This is a genomic window from Methylocaldum sp., assembly GCF_035627495.1.
Lineage (GTDB): Bacteria > Pseudomonadota > Gammaproteobacteria > Methylococcales > Methylococcaceae > Methylocaldum.
On record NZ_DASPLO010000169.1, the window covers coordinates 1 to 20,986 of the forward strand.

A 20,986-nucleotide genomic window follows, 5' to 3' on the forward strand; every position below is an offset into this window, starting at 1 on the left:
GCGTTCCACGGCCGAGCGCGCCTCGGCCGTCAGTTTCACTGCGTATTTCTGGGTTCGCATGATCGTCTCCTGGCTTCCAGACAATCATCAGACCCAAGACATGACCAAACATTGCACTGCTACCGTGGCGAAGCACTAGTCGTGGAAGTACCTTCAGCCCACTCGCCGAGTAAGGTTCACACCAGCCGGAAGCTCTGCCTCATCGATTGCGACCTCGTAATCCGCAAAGCTGCGCGGCACGGTGATGCCGTCCTTGAGCTGCGGACGGATGCGCTCGAACAGGTTATGAGCATGGGCATTGCCCAGTTCGGAATCATGCTCGAACACATACAACCCGCGCGTCGCCATTTCGCCGCGGGCGGCGGAGCGGTCGTGCTCGAACATGTTTTCCAAGCTTTGCCAAACCAATTCCAGATCGTCTTCGGAAAAACCGGTCTGCTTGGCGAGAAAGGCCGAGACGAAGCCGTGGGCCACATACAAGCCGTAGGGGACGGTGTGCTTGCGGCCCATGGTGCGGTTGTCGCCGTCCTGCTTCTCCGCTTCCTCTTTCGTAGCGACTGCCATGCGGGTGATGGAATGTTCCTGGGCGATGATGGGATCGACCGAACGGGCGAAGGTCATCTGCACCGGGCCGCGTACCTGACCGCAGTTGATCTTGGTGGACATAACCGCGCCGAAGGTGCGCACATCGTAGAAATTGCGGCACATCCAGGTGCGGGCTTCATCCACCGCCTCGCCGCCTTTGCGCTTCTTGTCGTCCCCATTGAGCAAGTCTTCTTTTCCAATTCCAATGTAAGCCCGTTCGTGCTGATCGTTGAGGATGGCTTTTTCTTTTACGTAGATTTCATGGGGTGGTTGATCGCGCTTGGCCATGCCGATGTAGTTACGCACCTTGCGCTTGAGCGATACGTCGGTTACCAAGCCATGGCCGGTTTCGGCATCGAGACGGGGTAGGTTGCCGGCATCGGGGTCGCCGTTGGGATTGCCGTCTTTCACATCGAACAGCAGAACGAAGTCGTAGCGTTTGTTCAGACTCATTGGTTTTTCTCCTTATTTTTCGCCCGGTTGATCTTCGTGTTTCGTAAAAAAGGACTGGCGCTGGTGGTAATAGCCCAGGGCAAAGCGGCCTTGTTCGGGCAGAGCGAGAATGCGCGGGAAATCGGCCAGGCCTTCGATGATTTCGCCGATCAGCTTTTCCATCTGCACTGCCCGGCCTCGCGGTAGCTTGCCCAAATGGTGGTTTTTTAGTCGCAGCAAAGTGGTGAATACCGCTACTGGCGTACTGGATGCGGCGCCGTAATAACGGTCGCGAACGGTGGCGTTGAGGCCGGGACTGGCCTCTTCCTGGATTTTTTCCAGCGCGGCGAATAGACGGCCGAGGCGATAGGCGGGGCTAGGATTTCCGGTATCGAGCATGGGTTCAAACTCCTTCTCAGGTTCGGATGTGTTGCGGTTGATTCTACGGATATCCCGGTTCAGCCAGGCTTTCAGTGCCGCCGCGCGCGGGTAGGTCACTTTGTGTTCTGCTCGGCAGCGCTGCACGGCAGAATTGAGCAGCGTGACGGGGTAGGGGAGGTCTTCGAGAATGGCGCGGATGAAGTCGCCGCCGAGATTGGGCGGGATGTTGTCGGCCTTGCCCTGTACGGCGATAGAAGCCAAGAGCCGGAATAGCGACAGGTGTTCGGGATCGTTGGGCGCTCGGGCAATCTTGAGATCGTCGAAATGGCGCTTGAGCCTGCGGGCCAGTTCGTAGGCCGGGGCGGTTTCCCAAAAGCGGATGCTGATGCGGGCCGCATTGGGAGCGAGCCCTAGAACATGAAAGCGGGCGTCGGCATCGCCCACCGTGAATTTACCCGACTCGACGGAGCTATAGAGCGCCTTCAAGGCGTCCACGCCGCGGTCGGGTTCATCCTTGGGTGGCTCGCCGAACAAATCCGCCGCCATGGTTTCCAAGTCGTGGGGCTGTTCCGCCCAGAACACGGTGGACGCATCGCCGACTTGGACGCGCTGACGCGAGTCGCGGGCCAGCAGGTGATTTAGCGCGGTGGTGTAGGCGAAGACGGCGGGTTTGCCGACCGGCGCGTTTTCGCCCTGCCGCTCGATTTTGCCGTAGGATTCGAAAGCACGGCAGTTGAATGAGACGATATTCGCGCCGGCTGTTTGCGCGCCCCACACGCCTTTGATTGCCGGATGCAGGCGCTCGATCGGCGATGTCTCACCCGTGACCAGGCAGGTTCCGGTGGGTGCCGTTTCGTCCGTGGCTGTTGACGTGGTCGCAGTGGCTACGGCAGGCCGCTGGCACACCAGTTCGATGTCGCCATGCAAGCGGAAACTCATGAGCGGATTGGTTGCGAGCACATCGTTCCAGGCGGGATGGCTCTCCAAGGGAGTCATATCGAGCCGGTCGAGAAACGCCCGGACGGCGCGGAGACCGGGATCGGCTCGCACCTGCTCCGGGAGTTCATCGAGCCGGTTCCGGAATGCTACACGTTGTTGTGCGACTCGCTCCAGCTTGCCGCGCGTATCTATGCCGAGGACATATTCCGCGTTGTCCCAGAGCAGGTTGGCCGCTACGCCTGAAGTTTTTTTCACTCCCTGGGGCACCAAAAAACGCTGCCCGGTTTTCTTCTTGCCCTCCCCGGAGCGGGTGTCGGATAGATTGACGAAACGGCCCTCACCGTCGATTTCAATGACGAAGGGGATTTCCTTTTCTTCCAGGCCAAAAGCGGGCAGCCGGTCCTTCGGATCGTCCGAGAGCTGCTTGCGGTGGTAGTAGTCGTGCAAGGCTTGCAGAATCATCCCCGTACCTCTTCGCTTTCGCGGTCGGGAATTTCCACCGAGCCGTCTTTTAACTGGGCGCGGAAAAAAAGTGGCTGCGGATCGTTCGGCTTAGTGAAATCCAGATCGTACAGCATGTAGCCCAGTTCGCGCGGACGTCCGAATCCCAATTCGGCCTGGCTCCGGTCATCGAGCGCCGAGCGGTCGGCGGGTTCCGACTCGGGGTTTTCCACCCAGCGAAAGCGGGCAGCAAATTCGCGGCAGCCGAGATAGGGCTGGTTCACACACTGGCCCTTTCCGGCGCGGCGCTCGAACATTTCCCGGTATTTGATCGGCGGGTTTTCCGCACCGGCATTCGGCTTTACTTCCAGGTCGGCGTGAATGCGGTAAGCCACATCGCGTAAGAATAATCCGGCGCGCTGCTGGCGCTCGTCCTCGATAAATTGCGCCAGGTTGCCGCTACCCGTTTTCATGGCGCTCTTTACGTTGGCATGTGAAATCACTCCGGCAACTTCATTGCGGCGCAAAGACATCCAGCGGATCGGCTTCAAGACCTCAATGCGGCGAATATGCCAGCGGATGGCCGGTTTCCAGAGGATGGCCTCGAACACCGCGCGGGCGGCAGAGGGCGTCATCACGTCGTAGCTCACCCGCTCGACTTTCATTTCCGGCCGGGTGAAACAAGCGAAATCGCCTGAGACTTCAAGGCAGTAGCTAATCAAAGTACCTTCTCCTATTTCCTTTTTCTCGCGTTATTGGCTTCGGGTTAGGTGCTTGACCACCCAGAGCGCGAGCAATAGATACAGCGCATAGAAGCGATCAACGGGCAATTCCATAGCTAACAAGCGCAACTCGTAAATGACCCCTTTCCAATCCACAGCATTACCTCATCACATTGGAGCGACGGGCAAAGAGTATCACTGATTCGAATAATGAGTATAGGTAACATTGTTACTTCACCGCTATAAGCGCATAATTCGCCTGTCCTTACTGGACGTGGATTGAAACGAAGACTGTGTCTAGGTTGAAACTGGCAGGGGCTTCCGCCCCTGCTACCCAATCAGCACCTGTGAGCGAAGAGTCTCTTCATCTCCCATCACCAGTCCGAGTTCGTTCGAATACCCGACGTCGCTAACCTGAACGAACAAGCCGGGCTGCCATTCCTGCACATCCCCAAGCTGCGCCCAGCGCTGCACGTCTCTTCGCGGTACCGAAACGGTATAGCGCTGCAACTTGCGCATCAGCCAGCGTTCCGGGCCGTCCTTCCGCAGCTTGCCCAAAAGTGCATCCACGGTATCGTCGGAATAGTCGAGGCCATGGTAGCGGACCACGACGGTCGCGCTGTCCTCGTCCCGGATCAAGCGGAATTTCTCAGCGGCAGTGCGGAAGTTGATGGCGAGTGTCCGGCCGTCCACTTCCAGCAATTTTCCGATACCGTGTTCGTCGAGTTGGCAGGCGTAATAGAACTGCTCGAAGTAACGGGCGAACAGAGTGCGGTCCAAGGGATCGGCAATCGCTCCGTGGAGTACCGTACGGCTGGCATCTTCGGCTTTACGCAAGTGGCCGGGCGGGGCCGCTTTGGGTGGAATGAAAACGACCACTTCGCCCTGTTCCAGCACCCCTTCCCGATTGCATCGTCCCGCCGCCTGGGCGATGGAATCTAGCCCGGCGAGCGCTCGATAGACTACCGGAAAATCCAGATCAACCCCGGCTTCAACCAATTGCGTGCTGATGACCCGGACAGATTCTCCCGCCTTGAGCCGTTTCTTGATGAGTCGGATAACGTCCGACCGGTGCGCACCACACATCAGGGCCGAGAGATGCAAGGTGCCTTCGGGCATGAGCTTGAAAAGCTCGCGGGCGTCCTTCCGGCGGTTGACGATGCACAGGACGCTATCATGTTCTTGCAGTTCCTCGGCCAGGGTTTCCCAAGTCACCGGCGCCTGCCAGTCGGACGGAAGCGTCACGTCAACTCGTTTAAGCGCCTCGTAAAGCTCGTTGGGATCATGGATGAAAGGACCGTCTTTCATCAGTTCGCGCACATTTTCTAACCCCCGCAGATTCTGCTGGGGATCGAAATATTCACGGGTGGACAAGGCCGGCTGGGTGGCGGTGGAGAGCACAACGGACGCGCTATAGTGCCGGGTTAAGAGGTTGAGAACATCGAGGATGGGTTGCAGGAATTCCGGTGGTAGCAGTTGAGCTTCGTCCAGCACCACTACGCTGTTCACGATGTTGTGCAGCTTGCGGCAGCGGGAAGTCCGGGCGGCGAATAAGGATTCGAAGAACTGGACGTTGGTAGTGACGACGATGGGGGCATCCCAGTTTTCAGATGCCAATCGGCTTTTCGAAGTCTCGTCGCTCGCATCCGTTTCGGCGTTGCTGTGGTGTTCGATGACCGGATCGGGTTCGAGGCGCCGGAACACCTCGCGGAACACGTCGGCGGTCTGTTCGATGATGCTGGTGTAAGGGATGACGTAGATGACGCGGTGCTTGCCATGGCCTTGGGCATGTTCCAAGGCGAAAGCCATGCTGGACAGGGTTTTGCCGCCGCCGGTGGGAACGGTAAGCGAAAACAGGCCGGGCGACTCGGCGGCGCGCTCCCGGCACTGGCGCAGAATGTCCGTCCGGAGTTGGTTGACGGGTGTCAGCGGGCCTTTCTCGGCCAATCGGTTCGCCATTTCGTCCATATGGCGGTTGAAGCATTCCAGAAGCGCGGGAATTTCCGGATAGTCGCCGCGCCGCTCGGCCTTGCCTTCGTCCATGAAGGCCTCGGTATCGAGAAAATCGGCGTCCACCAGGCAGGAAAACAGCATCCGTATCCATAGGGCGAACCCGTCCTTGAGGCCGGGTACTTGGCGCAGGTCGGGTCGGAATGCGTCGCCGGCCGCGAGAATCTCGGCCGGCGGGGAGGCATTGATAGCCTCTTGCAATTCTTTGCGAGCGTCTTCGCTGTCCAACCGGGCTTTGAGCCCGCCGTGCCAGTCGTACAGTCCGGCATGATGTCCGGCAATCAGGTAAGCCAGCACGCGGCCCGCTTCGTTGAACTGATCACAGGCCAGCAAAGCGCCTGCCGTGGAATGCGGGGCCTTGCCGGGCCTGCCTTCGATATGGGCATCCGGATCGTAGCCGCTGGACTGGCGAATGTAGCGTTGAAACCGCTCCCGATATTTCCCGAGATCATGCCAAATACCGGCCAGATAAGCCCAGTCGCCGCTTCCGAATACTTCCGCGAATTCGCGGCCGAGTTCGGCGACGCCACGGAGATGTTCGGCAAGGTCATGGGTGATGAATTCACCGGTTTCGGTTTGGCGGACGTGGGCGATGGGGTTTCCCATGAGTCAAATACCTTTTTTTATTAAAAATAATCAGTGTTCGAGTCAATCCTGCTGAGCTTAATCACCCCGTCGAATGTAAGGCGGAATGTCGTAGCCATACGTGCTGAAGGATCCGGCGGTTGGCTGGAAACCACCTCGGCGACTTCGTTGCGGCGCAGGCTCATCTAGCGGATCGGCTTCAAAACTTCTTTGGGAAAACAAGCGAAATTTCCTGAAACCTCAAGGCAATGTGTTTTCCTTCGCGCCCCCTAATTCGAAAACATTGAGATAACCCTCCCGCCCATACTCGATGATCTTCTTGTCGGCGGTCATCAGATGCAGACCCTTTACTCGCGCGATGGCGATTAGAAAACGGTCGGCGGGATCGCCGTGGATCGGGCCGGGAAGCTGGGTACTTTCCAGGGCGCTCTCGACATCCAAAGGCAGTAACCGGAGTCCCGGCAAAGCCGTTGCGCGCTCGACCCAAACATTGATCGCCGCCGAGAGCGTGAGTTTGCGTTTGTTTTGCAGCATGCCGATTTCCCAAATCGATACCGTGGAGATGAACAATCGCGACTGTCTGCGCATAGCTTCGATTTGTGCTACCGCATTCGCCGGCAAGCGCTGGGCGATGCCTTCGGCGTACCAAATCCAGGCGTGAGTATCCAACAACAGCCCATTCATTTGTTTTCCCGGTGTTCATCATCAGGTTGCCCGCCGGGCGCGAGATCGCGGTAAAGATCATCCTCGTCGCCGGTGAGGGCGCTCCAAGGCTCATCGATAGGGGAAACGATATCCCCCGAAACGGTGACCGTACCTTTCATATAACCGAACTGGGTTTCCGACGGCTCTTCGATTGGCACCAGTTTGGCGATAGGTTTGCCACGCTTGGTGATGACGACTGGCTCATGGGTCTTGTTGACTTCATCCATCAGTTTCAAGCATTTGGCCTTGAATTCCGCCGCAGTGATTTTCATGATTTCCACCTCGATATATATGACCACTTGATGTGGTCATTTTATCGGATTCTCGGCTTGGCACCTATCGCATCGCTCAGCGCTTAGTTCTTCCAAGCAGATACGCTGAGCTTAATCCCCCGCCGGATATAGGTCGGTATGTCATAGTCGATGCGTGCCGAAGTGGCGGGCGGTTGGCTGGAGAACGGCTGCGGCTGTGAAGGGCCGGAGGAATGGCTAATGGAGGAGTTTGCAACAGCCTGAGCGTTCCGGAATTTCCGGATGGAAAAGAAGATGTTGAACATGATCGTATCTCCGATGGGTGTAACGACGGAGATACTCTACGATAGGTAGTCGCTCAGGGCGTGAGCCACTAAATCGATCCGTGAAAATTTTTTTATCCGTAGGAAAGCTCTGAACAAATCCGCTCGCACTGAGCGTAGCGCGCTAGCGCGGAGTCGAAGTGCCGGAGTTAGCGTGTTTCGATGCTGCTTCGCGGAGTTCATCCTGAGCGCAGTCGAAGGGCTCAACACGAGCGGTTTCTGCATTTATTCGGAGCTTTGATAGCGGGCGGCCATCGCCCGAATCGTTTTCTGCAGTTGTTTTCGAAGCGATTCGGGTGCCAGGACTTCGACCTCCGCGCCGTGTTTGAGAATGTCCATGATGAGTTCGCGGTCGTCGGAGTAGGGGATTTCGAGCGTATAAGCACCATCCGGCTCGAAGCGGCTTTTTTGCTTGGGATGCCATATTTCGCGGCTGACCCAGCGGGCGCGCTCGGGCGTGAAGCGCAATTCGGCCCAGCGGATGTCGCTTCCGGAGAAAATGCCGTAGCCGGGGGCCAGTTCCCGATCCAATTCCTCATCCAGGATGTCTATGGCGGGCTCGTTCAATATCGATGCGGACCGGAGCGCATCCACCGCGAAGCTCCGGATGGCTTCGCGGAGATGGCACCAGGCGTCCAGGTACCAGTTTTCGCGGTAATGAATCAGCCGTTGCGGCGACACGACGCGCTCGGAAGTTTCATCCGTGCCGCGGTTGTAGTGAACGATCCGCAGCCGGCGGCGTTTGAGCAGCGCCGTCGCTACCACTTCGAAATGCTGAAGATCGACGGTTCTTCGCGCGACGTGAAACACCCGGACGCGTTTTTCCACTTCCTGCCATTCGTGGTCGCCGGTGCCGAGCAGGGCGTTGAGGCGGGCGAGCAGCGGCTGGATATGCGGTTCCAGAAGGCCCGGCTGCAAGTCCGCGAGCAATTGGCGCATGGTAAGGAGGGCGTGGATTTCCGAGGCATTGAACCAGAGCCCCGGCAGCTCGTAGGCCGTTTCGTCGCTGCGCTGTCTGAAGCGGTAACCGCGGGTTTTTCGGTCCCAAACGATCGGCGCGTTGAACCGATTGCGCATATATTCGATATCGCGCTTGAACGTCGCCGCCGATATGCCCAATTCCTCAACGAGGGCTTTTAGCGATAAGGAAGGTCTCTCGCGAAGCAGTTGGTCGATTTTGTAGAAGCGTTCGGTGCGGTCCATGTTCTTTTTCTCGCGGTGGGTTTCGCACGAACGGAATCTTAACCCAGGAAAGTTTCGGATTCGCGTAACTATTTCACAGGGACCGGATGAACGCTGACCTTGACATGAAATATTCGACGGCTATGATTAGCACTCGTTTTAGTCGAGTGCTAACAAGGGGATCTGGTCGATCGCTCCGTTAGCCAATAAATCATCAGTCGGAACAGGAGAGTATGATGAAAATTCGTCCCTTGAATGACCGTGTCATCGTGAAGCGCCTTGAAGAGGAACGTACTTCAGCGGGTGGAATCGTGATTCCAGATACCGCGGCGGAAAAACCGATGCGCGGCGAAATCGTCGCGGTGGGTAACGGCAAAACTCTGGACAACGGGCAAGTGCGCGCGCTGCAAGTCAAAGTGGGCGACAAGGTGCTGTTCGGCAAATATTCCGGCACCGAAGTGAAACTCGACGGCGATGACATCCTTGTCATGCGCGAAGAAGACATCATGGCTGTGCTCGAAGACTGAGCGCGCCCGGAATTCAACATTAACCAACGAAGGTAAATCGTAATGGCAGCGAAAGACGTAAGATTTGGCGATGACGCACGTACCCGCATGGTTCGCGGGGTTAACATTTTGGCACAGGCGGTGAAAGTGACCCTGGGTCCGAAAGGCCGCAATGTCGTGCTCGAAAAGAGCTTCGGCGCGCCGACCGTAACCAAGGACGGCGTATCCGTGGCGAAGGATATCGAACTGTCCGACAAGTTCGAGAACATGGGCGCCCAGATGGTGAAGGAAGTCGCATCCCAAACCTCCGATGTCGCGGGCGACGGCACCACCACCGCCACCGTTCTGGCGCAATCCATTCTCGTCGAGGGCTTGAAGGCCGTTGCCGCCGGCATGAACCCGATGGATCTAAAGCGTGGCATTGATAAAGCCACCGTCGCCGCCGTTGACGCCATCCATGCCATGTCCGTGCCCTGCGCCGACAGCAACGCCATCGCCCAGGTCGGCACCATTTCCGCCAATTCCGACGACAGCATCGGCAAGATCATTGCCGAAGCCATGGATAAAGTCGGCAAGGAAGGCGTCATCACCGTGGAAGACGGTTCGGGCCTCGAAAACAGCCTCGACGTGGTCGAAGGCATGCAGTTCGACCGCGGCTATTTGTCGCCGTACTTCATCAACAATCAGCAGAGCATGAGCGCCGAGTTGGAAAACCCGCTGATCCTCATCTGCGAGAAAAAGATCTCCAGCATCCGCGACATGCTGCCGGTGCTCGAAGGCGTGGCCAAATCCGGCCGTCCGCTGCTGGTCATCGCGGAAGACGTCGAAGGCGAAGCGCTGGCGACCCTGGTCGTCAACAACATGCGCGGCATCATCAAGGTCTGCGCCGTTAAAGCTCCCGGCTTCGGCGACCGCCGTAAAGCCATGTTGGAAGACATCGCCATCCTGACCGGCGGTACCGTGATTTCCGAAGACGTCGGTCTGAGCCTCGAAAAGGCGACCCTGAACGATCTCGGCAGCGCGAAGCGGATTCAAATCAGCAAGGAAGAAACCACCATCATCGACGGTGCCGGCAGCTCCGATCAGATTCAGGGCCGTATCGCCCAGATCCGCAAGCAGGTCGACGATACCACGTCCGATTACGACAGAGAGAAGCTGCAAGAGCGTTTGGCCAAGCTGGCCGGCGGTGTTGCGGTGATCAAGGTCGGCGCGGCCACCGAAGTCGAAATGAAGGAAAAGAAAGCCCGCGTGGAAGACGCGCTGCACGCGACCCGTGCCGCCGTCGAAGAAGGCATCGTGCCGGGCGGCGGCGTGGCGTTGATCCGCGCGCTGCAGAAAATCAAGGATCTGAAGGGTGCGAACCATGACCAGGACGTCGGCATCGGCATCGCTCGCCGTGCGATGGAAGAGCCGCTGCGCCAGATCGTGGCCAATGCCGGCGACGAAGCTTCCGTGGTTTTGAACAAGGTGGCCGAAGGTTCGGGCAATTTTGGCTACAACGCGGCCACCGGCGAGTTCGGCGACATGGTTGCCATGGGTATTCTGGACCCGGCGAAAGTGACCCGCACTGCGCTGCAGAACGCGGCTTCCGTGGCCGGCCTCATGATCACCACCGAGGCGATGATTGCCGAAGAGCCGAAGGAAGAAGCCCCGATGCCGGGCGGCATGGGCGGAATGGGCGGCATGGGCGACATGATGTAATCGCCGCTCGATCTTAGGGATGCAAAAAGCCCCATCCTCGGATGGGGCTTTTTTGTGACTTCCCTATTCGTCCTGGTTGCTGCGGCCGGCCGGTTGTCAGGTCAAATCATACTCAACGGCATACCGGATCAGATCGGCATTATTTTTGACGCTGAGCTTGCGCATAAGACGAGTTTTATGGGTGCTGACGGTTTTTTCGCTCAGGGATAGCGCTTCGGCGATATCCTGAACTCGCTTACCCGAAGCGAAAAGGCGGAGAACCTGTCGCTCGCGTTGCGAAAGTATCGCGTGGGGAAGCTGATCCGGCACCATGGTGAAAACTATTTTTTCCGCCAGCGAAGGTTCTATGAATCGTTGGCCGGTTGCCACTTTTTGTATGCCGGCGATTAAGATTTCCGGTTCGCTGTCTTTGGTGATATAGCCCGCAGCGCCCGCTTTGATGGCTTCCGTGGCGATCTGTCCCGAGGCGTGCATAGACAGGATAAGTATCGGAAGCGATGGTCTGACCCGATGGATGCGCTTGATCAAATCGACACCTTGAGCGCCCGGCATGGACAAATCCAAAAGCAGGACATCGATATCGCTCCGGCGACACTTGTCCAACACCTCGACCGCGCTTATCGCTTCGTCTACGACCGTGAAACTAACCACCGTAGACAAAATTTGATTTATCCCATTGCGAACAATGGGGTGGTCGTCGGCTACGAGAATTTTGATCATCAATTACCTTCCAGTTTTCGAAGAGCCTCGAATTGTTTGGCGCGGATACAAACTGTTAGTGAGTGGTTTAGCGCTCGTCAAGGAAATGAACTACCGCCTGATAGGTTATGAAAAAATTCATGCGCGTTCCGAGTCCTGCGCCTGCGATGCCCAACGTACTCGATCCAACGAAAGCATCGCGCGAGCGATTCGTTAATCTCCCTCTTCCACTCGACCAAATTCGCCGGGAGCGAATTTGGTCGAGTGGAACTCGCCCGGAGGGTGTCGGGCAGGAAAGCCCGACAACATTGGGCCGGGGTGAGGGCAGTACTCCTCGCTTCTCATGCCGAACATTCCCTGTGCGGCACCCTCCGGGCGGCCATCGCCGCGCACCAATTTGCCGGGAGCAAATTGGAACGTGCGAAGCACGGCCCGAAGGGCGAGCCTCAAGGATGAGGCGAGTAAATCGGCCTCGCCGCGCTACGCCGTCCGGCTTCGCCCGCGAGTCCGGGGCAGTCCTTCCCTGGCCTGCCCGCTCGCCGCATTGCGTCTCGCCCTGCCGACTTGTCGGCGCGGACTTGGAGCGCCCCTTAGGTTTTTTTCACAACATCTGAGGCGGCCAGATTCGTTTGAATGATGGTTGGATCGCCGCTACCAGCGGAGGCAGGTATTTTAAGGGGCAGCCGAACTTCAAGCCGAGTACCTTTTTTCGGCACACTGTGTATATCGAACTCGCCGCCCAATGCCGATGCCCGTTCCTGGATTCCCAAAAGGCCAAAGGATTTGTGCTTGTGTTTGGCTGTCACATCGAAACCGCAGCCATCGTCCTGTATTTCGACGCGAATACGATCATCCTCGCAAGCCAACAGCACGGAGACACGGCCGGCATTGGCATGTTTCGCCACGTTGGTCAATGATTCCTGAGCGATACGGAATATCGCGATGGACAGTTGCTCATCCAATGAGATGTCGGCCATTTTGATCAAAACACATGGGATGCCGGTACGGGTCGCGAATTCTTTGACTAGCCATTCCAATGCGGATGCAATTCCCAGATCAAGCGTGCTGGGACGTAAATCGGTCGATATGTTTCGCACCACTTCAACGGTTCGATCCACTAAGGTTCGCAGTGTTTGTATTTTTTCCGTCAATTCGGGGTTGTTTTGACAAAAGCTCATTCGAATGAGCGAAATGTCCATCTTCATGGCGGTTAGGATCTGACCCAGTTCGTCGTGGATCTCCCGAGCAATCCGTTTCTTTTCTTCTTCTCTTAAATTCTCCCGATGGGCGACCAGATGCTGCAAGAGTTCACGGGATTCACGGATTTCCTGCTCCCTCCGTTTACTATCGGTAACGTTGAGAATGACGCCTTCCCACACAGTGCCGCGATCGACAGAGCGAGGGGTGGCGCGCACATTGATCCATTTCTCTTCGTAGTCGGCAGCGGGCGGGCGAATGCGTCCCTCCCAATTCCAGGCCGCCGAGGTGTCGGCGGAATGGGCCATCGTTTCTCGAAAGGAGGCCAAGTCGTCGGAAAAAATCAGGCTTGTGAACGCTGCTGCGTCATAGAGAAGCTGTTCCGGCGGGGTTCCGCTGACTGCCACGGCGCCCTCGCTCACATAGGTGAAGGTCAGTGTTCCATCCGGACTTTGTTGCAATTGAAACACTATGCCGGGTACGTTGCGGGCAATGCCTTTCAATTTCGCCTCGCTTTCCCGCAACATCAGCTCGGTGTTTTTGAGGATAGTGACGTCCCGAACTATGGCGGTGAAATGCCGTTTGCCATCCAAGTGGAACTCGTTGATGGTGATTTCCATGGGAAAAACGGAGCCATCCTTGCGCTGACCCTGCAGAGTTCGAAAGCCAACGCCCACAGCCCTGGGCATTCCCTTATGCCGCTGCACATAACCGTCATACTTCTTGGCTTCCGTTTCCGGTATCAGCTGATTGATGCTTTGCCCGATTATGGCTTTCGGCGGATAACCGAAGATGCGAGTTGCGGCCGGGTTGAAGGTCTCGATTCGTCCAAGCTCGTCGGTGGTAATCACTCCGGATGGCACGTGGTCCAGAATCGTGCGAATATGGGGCTCGGCTCGTAGCAAATGATTCAACAGAGGCTGCGCCCAGCGCTGCAAGATCAGCAGGCTGGCCGTAATCAGACCGATTACCAGCAGCGCCGACGAAAATGGCTGGCGCATGGGCCAGTAGAGTTCGCGCGCATCCATTTTTTGCACCATGCCGAGCCCGCTATTCCCGACCGGGCTATACGCCGCGAGCACTTTTTCGCCGCGGTAATCTTTGGTGACGACTATGCCCCGTTTGTCGGACAAGGCAAAATCCATGGGCAAGGGCAGGCCGTCGATGCCGAGCCGGCTCTCGAACGAGAACGGCCGTTGGATGAAACGGGTCGGAAAGCAGGCCATGCCCTTGCCTCGGCCGGCACACAACAGCACCTCGCCGGTTTCACCGAGTTCCTGGGCGTAATTGAATAGCTTGCCGACATTGGGCAGCCGGATCTGCACTTCCATCGTATGACGTTCGTCGCCTTCACCGGCGGAAAGATGCATTTCCATGACCCAATTCTTGTCCCATAGGAGCCAAGTCGGAAAATCCCCTGGCAAGGAAACGCGAATCGCCGGTTCTGTCAGTGCTTGACCCCAAGCGGATAACTGGTTTCCAAGATTACTGGTGAGTTTCACGTAAGCTATGCCGCCCGATGGGTCGTCGAGCCGGGCCATGCCCAGCTTATCCTTCAGGGATTGCGGGCTTCCGCCGACCCAAGCTATTAGCTGCGCGGCCTGGCGTTGGGCGGATTCGATTTCACTTTGCAGAAGCAGCGTGTTGACCCGGAGGGATTCCTGCAAGGTATTTTGAAAAGTAGGCGCCAACTTTTGCGCCAGCAAGCCGGCTCCGACGACGCCGGCGGTCGGGGTGATCGTCGCAAGCAAGACGGCGGTCAATACGACCAATTGACGATCACGCCGCTCGCGATAGAAAGCCGAAAACCAGGATGTCCGGCTCGCCAGCCGGGTTAGCCCTGCCGCCAGCAGCATCAGCCCGAGAGCAGTCGGCCAACTCATAAAGGCTGTCGGCGAAATGGGCGTTCGAGAGAGGGCGGCGGCATGCCCGAACAGCTCGACTCCGAACAAATACCCGCTCAGGGCGATCGAGCCCATAACGAAAACAAAGCCGATGGCGATATGGATTAACAGTCCGGCGAGCCAGTTGCGGATCGAATCCATCACGGCCAAGACGAGGCCGCCCAAAAAGAAAGCTAAGGCGGTTGCCGCCGCCATTTTGTCGGGCCACGAGAGTGTATTTAGAGTTTCGAGCAGATCCAAAGCGGATGGCTCGAATAGGAAAGGCAAGCGAAGATGCCAAGCGTATTGCGCCAATACCGACGCGGCTATTATGCCCGCACCGGCGCCCAGAATCCTTCGCAAGTACTTATATTGGTCTGGCGGGAGCGCCAAGGCGATTCCCGCTGCGGCGAAGCAGAACGAGCTGTTGAGTCCCATCCCGGTGACGTCGGGAATCCAGTGGTCGAATAGCGATGGATCAAAATACATGCCGATCAGGACTAACAGTCCTAAGGCGCCGATAGCGAAAGCTAGCTTCATTTGTGGATTGGCAGGAGAAAGCGATTTTCAGACATGGATATCCCTCCGTTTGGATAAGCGGCGTGGGTTTGTCTGCGTCCGGTAGTTTAAATAGAGGATAAGCTTAAGAATTTAACGTTTTTATTAAATGAGTATCACGAGATCAGGCGTCGATTGTCAGACCTATGGGATTAACGAGAACGGTGGCGATGCGATGGCCAATTCAAGTGATTTGCCGGTTGCCAGCATCGCTTCGACTTCATCGGCCGGCGCCGGTTTACTGAAGTAATAACCCTGCATTTCGTCGCAGCGACGGGCCCGCAGGAATGCGATCTGTTCCGGGGTTTCGGTGCCTTCTGCGATCACGCCGAGATTGAGGCTGTGGGCCAGGACAATGATGGCTTCGACGATGCGGGCGTCATCGGGATCCTCGATCAAGTCGCGTACGAAAGACTGGTCGATCTTGAGATAATCCAAGGGAAACTGCTTCAGATAGCTCAAGGAGGAGTAGCCGGTTCCGAAGTCATCGACGGCCAGATAAACGCCCAGTTGCTTCAAGCGCCGCAGCACCTCGATTGCCATGGATCTGTCGCGCATCAGCATACTCTCGGTAATCTCCAGTTCGAGTGTCTGTGGCGAAAGACCGGTCTGGTCGACGATGGCGGCAACTACTTCGACCAAATCCGGCTGTGCGAATTGACGCGCCGACAGATTGACGGCCATGCGGTTGAAAGAGAGTCCTTTATCGCGCCAGGCTTTGGCCTGCGCGCAGGCGGTGCGGAACACCCAGTTGCCGATCGGGACAATCAGGCCGGTTTCCTCCGCAATGGGGATGAATTTGCCCGGCGCAATGGAGCCTTTTTCCGGGTGACGCCAACGTATCAGCGCTTCGACACCGCAGATTCGACCGGTCACCAGACTGACTCTGGGTTGGTAATGCAATGTGAATTCGCCCTGGTCCAACGCCTTGCGCAGGTCGTTGACAATTTCCAGCCTTTCCTGGAGGCGAGCATCCATTTCGGCGGTATAGAACTGGAATTTGCACCGCTCTTCTTCTTCTTCTTTCGCCTTATACATGGACATGTCGGCATTGCGCAACAGTCCATGAACGTCGTCTCCGTCGTTGGGATAAAGGGTAATACCGATGCTGGCGCTAATAAAAATATAATGGTTCTCGATCCGGCAGGGTTGTGCGATGGCATCCAGCAGTGCCTGTGCTTTGCGTCCCGCGAACAAAGGATCGGCGATATGCGGCAGGAGTACGGCGAATTCATCGCCGCCGAGCCGGGCGACGGTATCCCCCTCGCGCAACGCCGCTTTCAGCCGCGCCCCGATCAGTTTCACCAGTTCATCGCCGATATTGTGCCCCAAGGTGTCGTTCACATTCTTGAAATCGTCGAGATCGACTAGGAGCACCGCGACTAAGCCGCCGGCGCGCTGCGCCCTCAGCATCGCCCGCTCCAGCCGGTTGCGGAACAGGGAGCGGTTCGGCAATGCGGTCAGGGAGTCGTGGGTGGCCTGAAATTTCAGCATCGCTTCGTATTGTTTCTGCTCGGCAATGTCGCGGGCCACCGCTTTGGCATTGGCCATGACGATGTTGCCCGCGCTGTCCGTAAGCAAGATCCCATCCGGCTCGAATTTCAGCAAATCCTGAAAACGCGCCTCGCTTTTTCTAAGTGCCTCGCGGGATATCTGAAGACGCAGGTAAGGTTCGCGCACGCCATCGACGAAGACGCCGCGATAAACGAGGAAATAGGCGACCGCCTTGTAAACATGGCCGACCAAGTTGCACAGATCGTTGACGGCCCGATACCGGGAGAGACACAACTCGCTCAAGGCCGTGACCGCGGACGCACCCATCAGGTACACCAGGACAATGGGCTGAGGCCGGCGCAACCGGCATAGCAGAATTAGTGCGATGATTAAATAGATGAACGCCAGCGTGTATTCCGCTTTTACCTCGAATGGCGTCAAGCCTTGCCCCGGAAGGAACGTTCGCGGCCAAAGGTCTTCCCGGAAAAGCCCGAACCAGGCGATGAGCGAAGTGAACGCCAGGCTCCCTGCCAGCATGAGGCGCCGAAGCCCGGCCCGATTCATCGGACGCCAAGGCAGCAAAGCGGTGGCCAAGAGTACGGCGGCGGCTACATACCGTGCAACCAGCCAGAAATTGATGGCTTTTTCCGGACTGTTGGGCGTGACGAAATCCGGCATTCCCGGAAACGACAGGGTGTGCATGAGGTCGAGCAAGCCGATCGTTAGGAAGCCGCAGGCGAGAATCGGCTGGCTCAACGGGCGATTGCTGTCGTAGGCACTCCAGCCGATGCCGAATACCATCATGGCGATGACGACGGCGGAAATCTCCGCAACGGTGTGAATAGCCGGGTAGTGGCTGAAACGAATGGCTGTTCCCGGCGTGAACAGCCAGAGTCCGAAGGCAAACAGGCCTAGCGGAAAGAGCAGCAGCGCCATGCGTTTGACTGTCCTCTCCGTATCGGGACCGGATGCAAGCGCGGATTGATTCAATCGCTCAAGATCGATGCCCGTCATAAACCCCGGTTCCAAGAATTACCCTTATCGCTATACAAATGGCGAGTTGGTAGGTTCATCGGGTCGTGTCGGTACTTGCGCATAAAGCTGAGAGAATCACCTGCTCGCGCCATAATCCAGGATCGCGGCCGGGATATCCTCGAGCGCGATACTGCGCTCCGCGGCTCCGAGCTTGACCGCCTCTTTCGGCATGCCGTACACCACGCAGGTTTCTTCGTCCTGGGCCAAGGTCAAACCTCCGGCTTCGCGCATTTCTTTTAGGCCGCGGGCGCCGTCATCGCCCATGCCGGTCATAATGACCCCGAAGGCATTTTTTCCTGCGGCGTTGGCAACGGAGCGGAACAGCACATCCACCGACGGGCAGTGCCGATTGACCAGGGGGCCGTCCACGACGTCTACGTAATAAAGGGCGCCGCTACGCTTGAGCAGCATATGCCGGCCGCCGGGCGCAATCAGAGCGCGGCCGGGCAAAACCCGGTCGCCGTTGGCGGCCTCTTTGACTTCTACGGAGCTGAGTCTGTCCAGGCGGTCGGCGAAAGCGGTGGTGAATTTTTCCGGCATGTGTTGAACGACGACGATGCCGGGGCAGACCCGCGGCAGAGAAGTGAGCACCGCTTCCAGTGCCTGAGTGCCGCCGGTGGAGGCTCCCAGGGCGACCACTTTATCAGTGGTCTGCGCCAGCGGACGATGGGCGACGGACAGCACGGCATCCGCAGTAAGCTTGGGTTCCATCTTGCGCAAGGTCTCCGCGGGCGGTCTTAGCCGCTTGACGTTGGCCAGAGCAGCCGATTTGACGGCATGGGTTAGTTCCGCGGCGATGTTTTGCAGATGTTGCTTAATCCCCAATTTGGCTTTGGCGATAATACCCACCGCACCGCTGGATAATGCCTGCATGGTGGTTTCCGCGCCTTTCTCCGTGAGCGAGGAGCAGATCACCACCGGAGTCGGATGTTCCGCCATAAGCTTTTTTAAAAAAGTGATCCCGTCCATACGGGGCATTTCCACGTCCAGGACGATTACGTCCGGCCAGCGCCGCTTCATCCGTTCCATGGCGAAAATTGGATCGGAAGCCGCGCCGATGAGCTCGATAGCGGGATCCTGGCTCAAAATGTCTCCTATGACCTGGCGCACAACCGCCGAGTCGTCCACCAGCATGACGCTTATTTTTTTCATAAGCGCTTGTCCTTTTTTTTCGTATCGGAAAGTTCGATAAGATCCTGGCGATGTTCGAGGAGCGTCCTGCCGCTCCAGAGTTCGAACGCCAGCCGCCGATAGCCGATGCCGCCCAGGTGTTCTTCGTCGACCGTCAAACCGAGGTGCATTGCCAGACATCTGGCGGCTTCCACGTTGCGGGTACCGACGTCCAGGGCGGCAGGCGCGAGCCGGCCCGAAAACATTTTCCCGCCGCCGAACAACCGTACCCGGTATTCGGAAGACGGCGCCCCGATGCGTACGATCTCCCGGCGGAAGAGTTCCATAACTTCATCGGCGTAGCGTCCGTCTGGCTCCTGCTCCGTGCCTCGACAGCGCGCCGGCAAGACGTAATGGCACATGCCGCCGACGCGGAGGCGCGGATGCCATAGGATGGCGGCCACGCAGGAGCCGAGCAGGGTGATGAGGCGCACCGGCCCGTGTCCGAAGTAGAAGTCGCCCGGACGCAGATGGATTTCTCGAAATATGGGAGTCGAATGAACGGAGCAGTTCATCGTTTGCGGTAAACGGTAGGGGCGACGGGTTCCAGTGTTTCATCGACGCCGTTCAGGGTTTCCGCATGGCCGACGATGAAATAGCCGCCTGATTTCAGCGTTCGGCTCAACCGGGCCACCACCTGCCGTTTCACCGCCTGATCGAAGTAGATCATCACGTTGCGCAGGAAAATGGCGTCGAACTCGCCGATTTTGGGGAGCGGTCCGTTCAGATTGATATGCATGAAGCGCATCCGATTTTTTAAGGTTTTGTCGATGAGGAAAGTGCCTTCCTGGGAGCCGACCCCCTTGAGGCAATAACGGGTCAAGTGGTCCCTGGGAATATTCTTGGCCCGCTCCATGGGGTAATGGCCGAGCCGCGCCTTTTCCAGAACGCGCCGGCTGATGTCGGAACCCAAAACCTCCCAAGGGGCGCTACCCAGTCGCTCGGCCAGCACCATGGCGATGCTGTAGGGTTCCTCGCCGCTTGAACAGGCTGCGCTCCAGATGCGAAAGGTCCGCGCCGGATGGCGGGCAGAGAGGATGTTTTGCTTCAAAAAATCGAAATGTTTGGGTTCGCGGAAGAAATAGGTCTCGTTGGTGGTCAGTAGATCGAGGGCGTGCTGCAGCTCCTCGGTTTCCCCCCCGTTGGTCAGGAGGCGAAAATAGTCCCCGTAGCTGTTCAGTCCGTGCTGACCCAGACGTCGGGCCAGCCGTCCGCATACCAGTGGCTTTTTAGCCGGCGACAGATGAATGCCGGAGATGTCGTAGAGCAGTTTTTGGAATTGCCGGAATTCATGATCGCTGATGGTCAACGAGTCCATGGTTTAGATCGGTCTTCATTTAGGTGAACTTTTCTTACGATTCATTTCGGCGCCGTTTCTGCCGCTCAGGAATTCGACGGGTGATTTGTCCCGGATGGCCGAGGGCCGGGCAGGCACGCCGATAGGGCGGCTCCGCCGGCTATTCTTCGGCTTCATGGTCTGCATGTCCCATCTCGGCGAGCAAAGCCATCTCGTCCATGGACAGCACCTTGGCGAGGTCCAGCAAGATCACGAAACGGCCATTGAGTTTGCCCATGCCGGTAATGAATTCGGTGCGGAGCTTGGCGCCGAAGGCCGGGGCCGGCTCGATTTCGGCCGGCGGAAGCTCCACCACTTCGTTGACGGCGTCAACGGTCACGCCGATATCGTGGCGCTCACCATCGTTTTGCACCTCCACGATGATGATGCAGCTTCTCCGGGTCACCTCGATGGGGGCGCGACCGAAGCGGGCGGAAAGATCGATCACCGGCACCACCGCCCCGCGCAGGTTGATGACGCCGCGGATAAAGACAGGGGTCATGGGCACCGGGGTGATTTGGCCGTACTCGAGGATTTCTTTGACGTGAAGGATGTCGAGGGCGAACAACTCGCCGCTTAGTTGAAAGCTAAGGTATTGCTGTGCGCTATCGACGTCTTGAACGGCTTGAGGTAAGGACTTTTGGGTCGCGATGAGATTAGCCATGACGTTGGCTCCTTTTACTTATGGGTTCTTAGCTTAGAATTTTTCTAACTCGTGTTCGCTCATGGCGTAGGTTTCCAGCGGGCGCGGCGCCGGGGCTGGCATGGCTTGGCGGACGGTCGGCGTGGCCGGTGTGCCGCGGGGCTCGCCCTGCGCCAGCTTGAAGAACTCCATGAGCTGCTGCAATTGC

General features: G+C 57.6%; 18 protein-coding genes. 2 read left to right on the top strand and 16 right to left on the bottom strand.

Annotation, left to right across the window (positions count from 1 at the left end):
• Nucleotides 1–153 precede the first annotated feature (153 nt).
• From cas7c to VEB01_RS15205, 9 genes are all read right to left on the bottom strand, one after another.
• Nucleotides 154–1,038, bottom strand: coding sequence for a type I-C CRISPR-associated protein Cas7/Csd2 (gene cas7c / locus VEB01_RS15165; protein WP_324876858.1), 885 nt, complete (start codon nucleotides 1,036–1,038; stop codon nucleotides 154–156).
• A gap of 12 nt (nucleotides 1,039–1,050) precedes the next feature.
• A complete protein-coding gene (gene cas8c, locus VEB01_RS15170; protein ID WP_324876860.1) occupies nucleotides 1,051–2,799 on the bottom strand; it encodes a type I-C CRISPR-associated protein Cas8c/Csd1 in 1,749 nt (582 codons plus the stop codon).
• A complete protein-coding gene (gene cas5c / locus VEB01_RS15175) occupies nucleotides 2,796–3,500 on the bottom strand; it encodes a type I-C CRISPR-associated protein Cas5c (protein ID WP_324876861.1) in 705 nt (234 codons plus the stop codon). Before cas5c ends, cas8c begins: the two co-directional genes overlap by 4 nt.
• Before the next feature lie 30 nt (nucleotides 3,501–3,530).
• A complete protein-coding gene (locus VEB01_RS15180) occupies nucleotides 3,531–3,656 on the bottom strand; it encodes a hypothetical protein (protein ID WP_324876862.1) in 126 nt (41 codons plus the stop codon).
• Nucleotides 3,657–3,830: 174 nt separating this feature from the next.
• Complete coding sequence (gene cas3 / locus VEB01_RS15185; RefSeq protein ID WP_324876864.1) at nucleotides 3,831–6,116, bottom strand: CRISPR-associated helicase Cas3'; 2,286 nt, start codon at nucleotides 6,114–6,116, stop codon at nucleotides 3,831–3,833.
• A 219-nt stretch (nucleotides 6,117–6,335) separates the two neighbouring features.
• Nucleotides 6,336–6,779, bottom strand: coding sequence for a type II toxin-antitoxin system VapC family toxin (locus VEB01_RS15190; RefSeq protein ID WP_324876865.1), 444 nt, complete (start codon nucleotides 6,777–6,779; stop codon nucleotides 6,336–6,338).
• A complete protein-coding gene (locus VEB01_RS15195; protein ID WP_324876867.1) occupies nucleotides 6,776–7,072 on the bottom strand; it encodes a type II toxin-antitoxin system Phd/YefM family antitoxin in 297 nt (98 codons plus the stop codon). The genes VEB01_RS15190 and VEB01_RS15195 overlap by 4 nt, the downstream gene beginning before the upstream one ends.
• Nucleotides 7,073–7,155: 83 nt before the next feature.
• Nucleotides 7,156–7,356, bottom strand: a complete 201-nt coding sequence (locus VEB01_RS15200; RefSeq protein WP_324876869.1) for a hypothetical protein — start codon at nucleotides 7,354–7,356, stop codon at nucleotides 7,156–7,158.
• 243 nt (nucleotides 7,357–7,599) lie between these two features.
• A complete protein-coding gene (locus VEB01_RS15205; RefSeq protein ID WP_324876871.1) occupies nucleotides 7,600–8,577 on the bottom strand; it encodes a helix-turn-helix transcriptional regulator in 978 nt (325 codons plus the stop codon).
• Nucleotides 8,578–8,792: 215 nt separating this feature from the next.
• On the opposite strand from VEB01_RS15205, the gene groES reads away from it, so the two are divergent.
• Both groES and groL read left to right on the top strand, forming a co-directional pair.
• Nucleotides 8,793–9,083, top strand: coding sequence for a co-chaperone GroES (gene groES, locus VEB01_RS15210; RefSeq protein ID WP_324876887.1), 291 nt, complete (start codon nucleotides 8,793–8,795; stop codon nucleotides 9,081–9,083).
• A 42-nt stretch (nucleotides 9,084–9,125) separates the two neighbouring features.
• A complete protein-coding gene (gene groL / locus VEB01_RS15215) occupies nucleotides 9,126–10,763 on the top strand; it encodes a chaperonin GroEL (protein WP_324876873.1) in 1,638 nt (545 codons plus the stop codon).
• Nucleotides 10,764–10,859: 96 nt separating this feature from the next.
• On the opposite strand, the gene VEB01_RS15220 is transcribed toward groL, so the two are convergent.
• The 7 genes from VEB01_RS15220 to VEB01_RS15250 all read right to left on the bottom strand — a co-directional run bounded on the left by VEB01_RS15220 (nucleotide 10,860) and on the right by VEB01_RS15250 (nucleotide 20,799).
• The gene (locus tag VEB01_RS15220; protein WP_324876874.1) at nucleotides 10,860–11,483 is read right to left on the bottom strand and encodes a response regulator transcription factor; all 624 of its coding nucleotides are present in this window, start codon (nucleotides 11,481–11,483) and stop codon (nucleotides 10,860–10,862) included.
• Between the two features lie 569 nt (nucleotides 11,484–12,052).
• On the bottom strand, nucleotides 12,053–15,082 hold the full coding sequence (locus VEB01_RS15225) for a PAS domain-containing sensor histidine kinase (protein ID WP_324876875.1): 3,030 nt from the start codon (nucleotides 15,080–15,082) through the stop codon (nucleotides 12,053–12,055).
• Nucleotides 15,083–15,244: 162 nt separating this feature from the next.
• A complete protein-coding gene (locus VEB01_RS15230; RefSeq protein ID WP_324876877.1) occupies nucleotides 15,245–17,608 on the bottom strand; it encodes a putative bifunctional diguanylate cyclase/phosphodiesterase in 2,364 nt (787 codons plus the stop codon).
• 96 nt (nucleotides 17,609–17,704) lie between these two features.
• Complete coding sequence (locus VEB01_RS15235) at nucleotides 17,705–18,781, bottom strand: protein-glutamate methylesterase/protein-glutamine glutaminase (RefSeq protein WP_324876879.1); 1,077 nt, start codon at nucleotides 18,779–18,781, stop codon at nucleotides 17,705–17,707.
• The gene (locus VEB01_RS15240) at nucleotides 18,778–19,314 is read right to left on the bottom strand and encodes a chemotaxis protein CheD (protein ID WP_324876881.1); all 537 of its coding nucleotides are present in this window, start codon (nucleotides 19,312–19,314) and stop codon (nucleotides 18,778–18,780) included. Before VEB01_RS15240 ends, VEB01_RS15235 begins: the two co-directional genes overlap by 4 nt.
• Complete coding sequence (locus VEB01_RS15245; protein WP_324876883.1) at nucleotides 19,311–20,117, bottom strand: CheR family methyltransferase; 807 nt, start codon at nucleotides 20,115–20,117, stop codon at nucleotides 19,311–19,313. Before VEB01_RS15245 ends, VEB01_RS15240 begins: the two co-directional genes overlap by 4 nt.
• A gap of 139 nt (nucleotides 20,118–20,256) precedes the next feature.
• Nucleotides 20,257–20,799, bottom strand: coding sequence for a chemotaxis protein CheW (locus VEB01_RS15250; protein ID WP_324876885.1), 543 nt, complete (start codon nucleotides 20,797–20,799; stop codon nucleotides 20,257–20,259).
• Nucleotides 20,800–20,986: the final 187 nt, after the last annotated feature.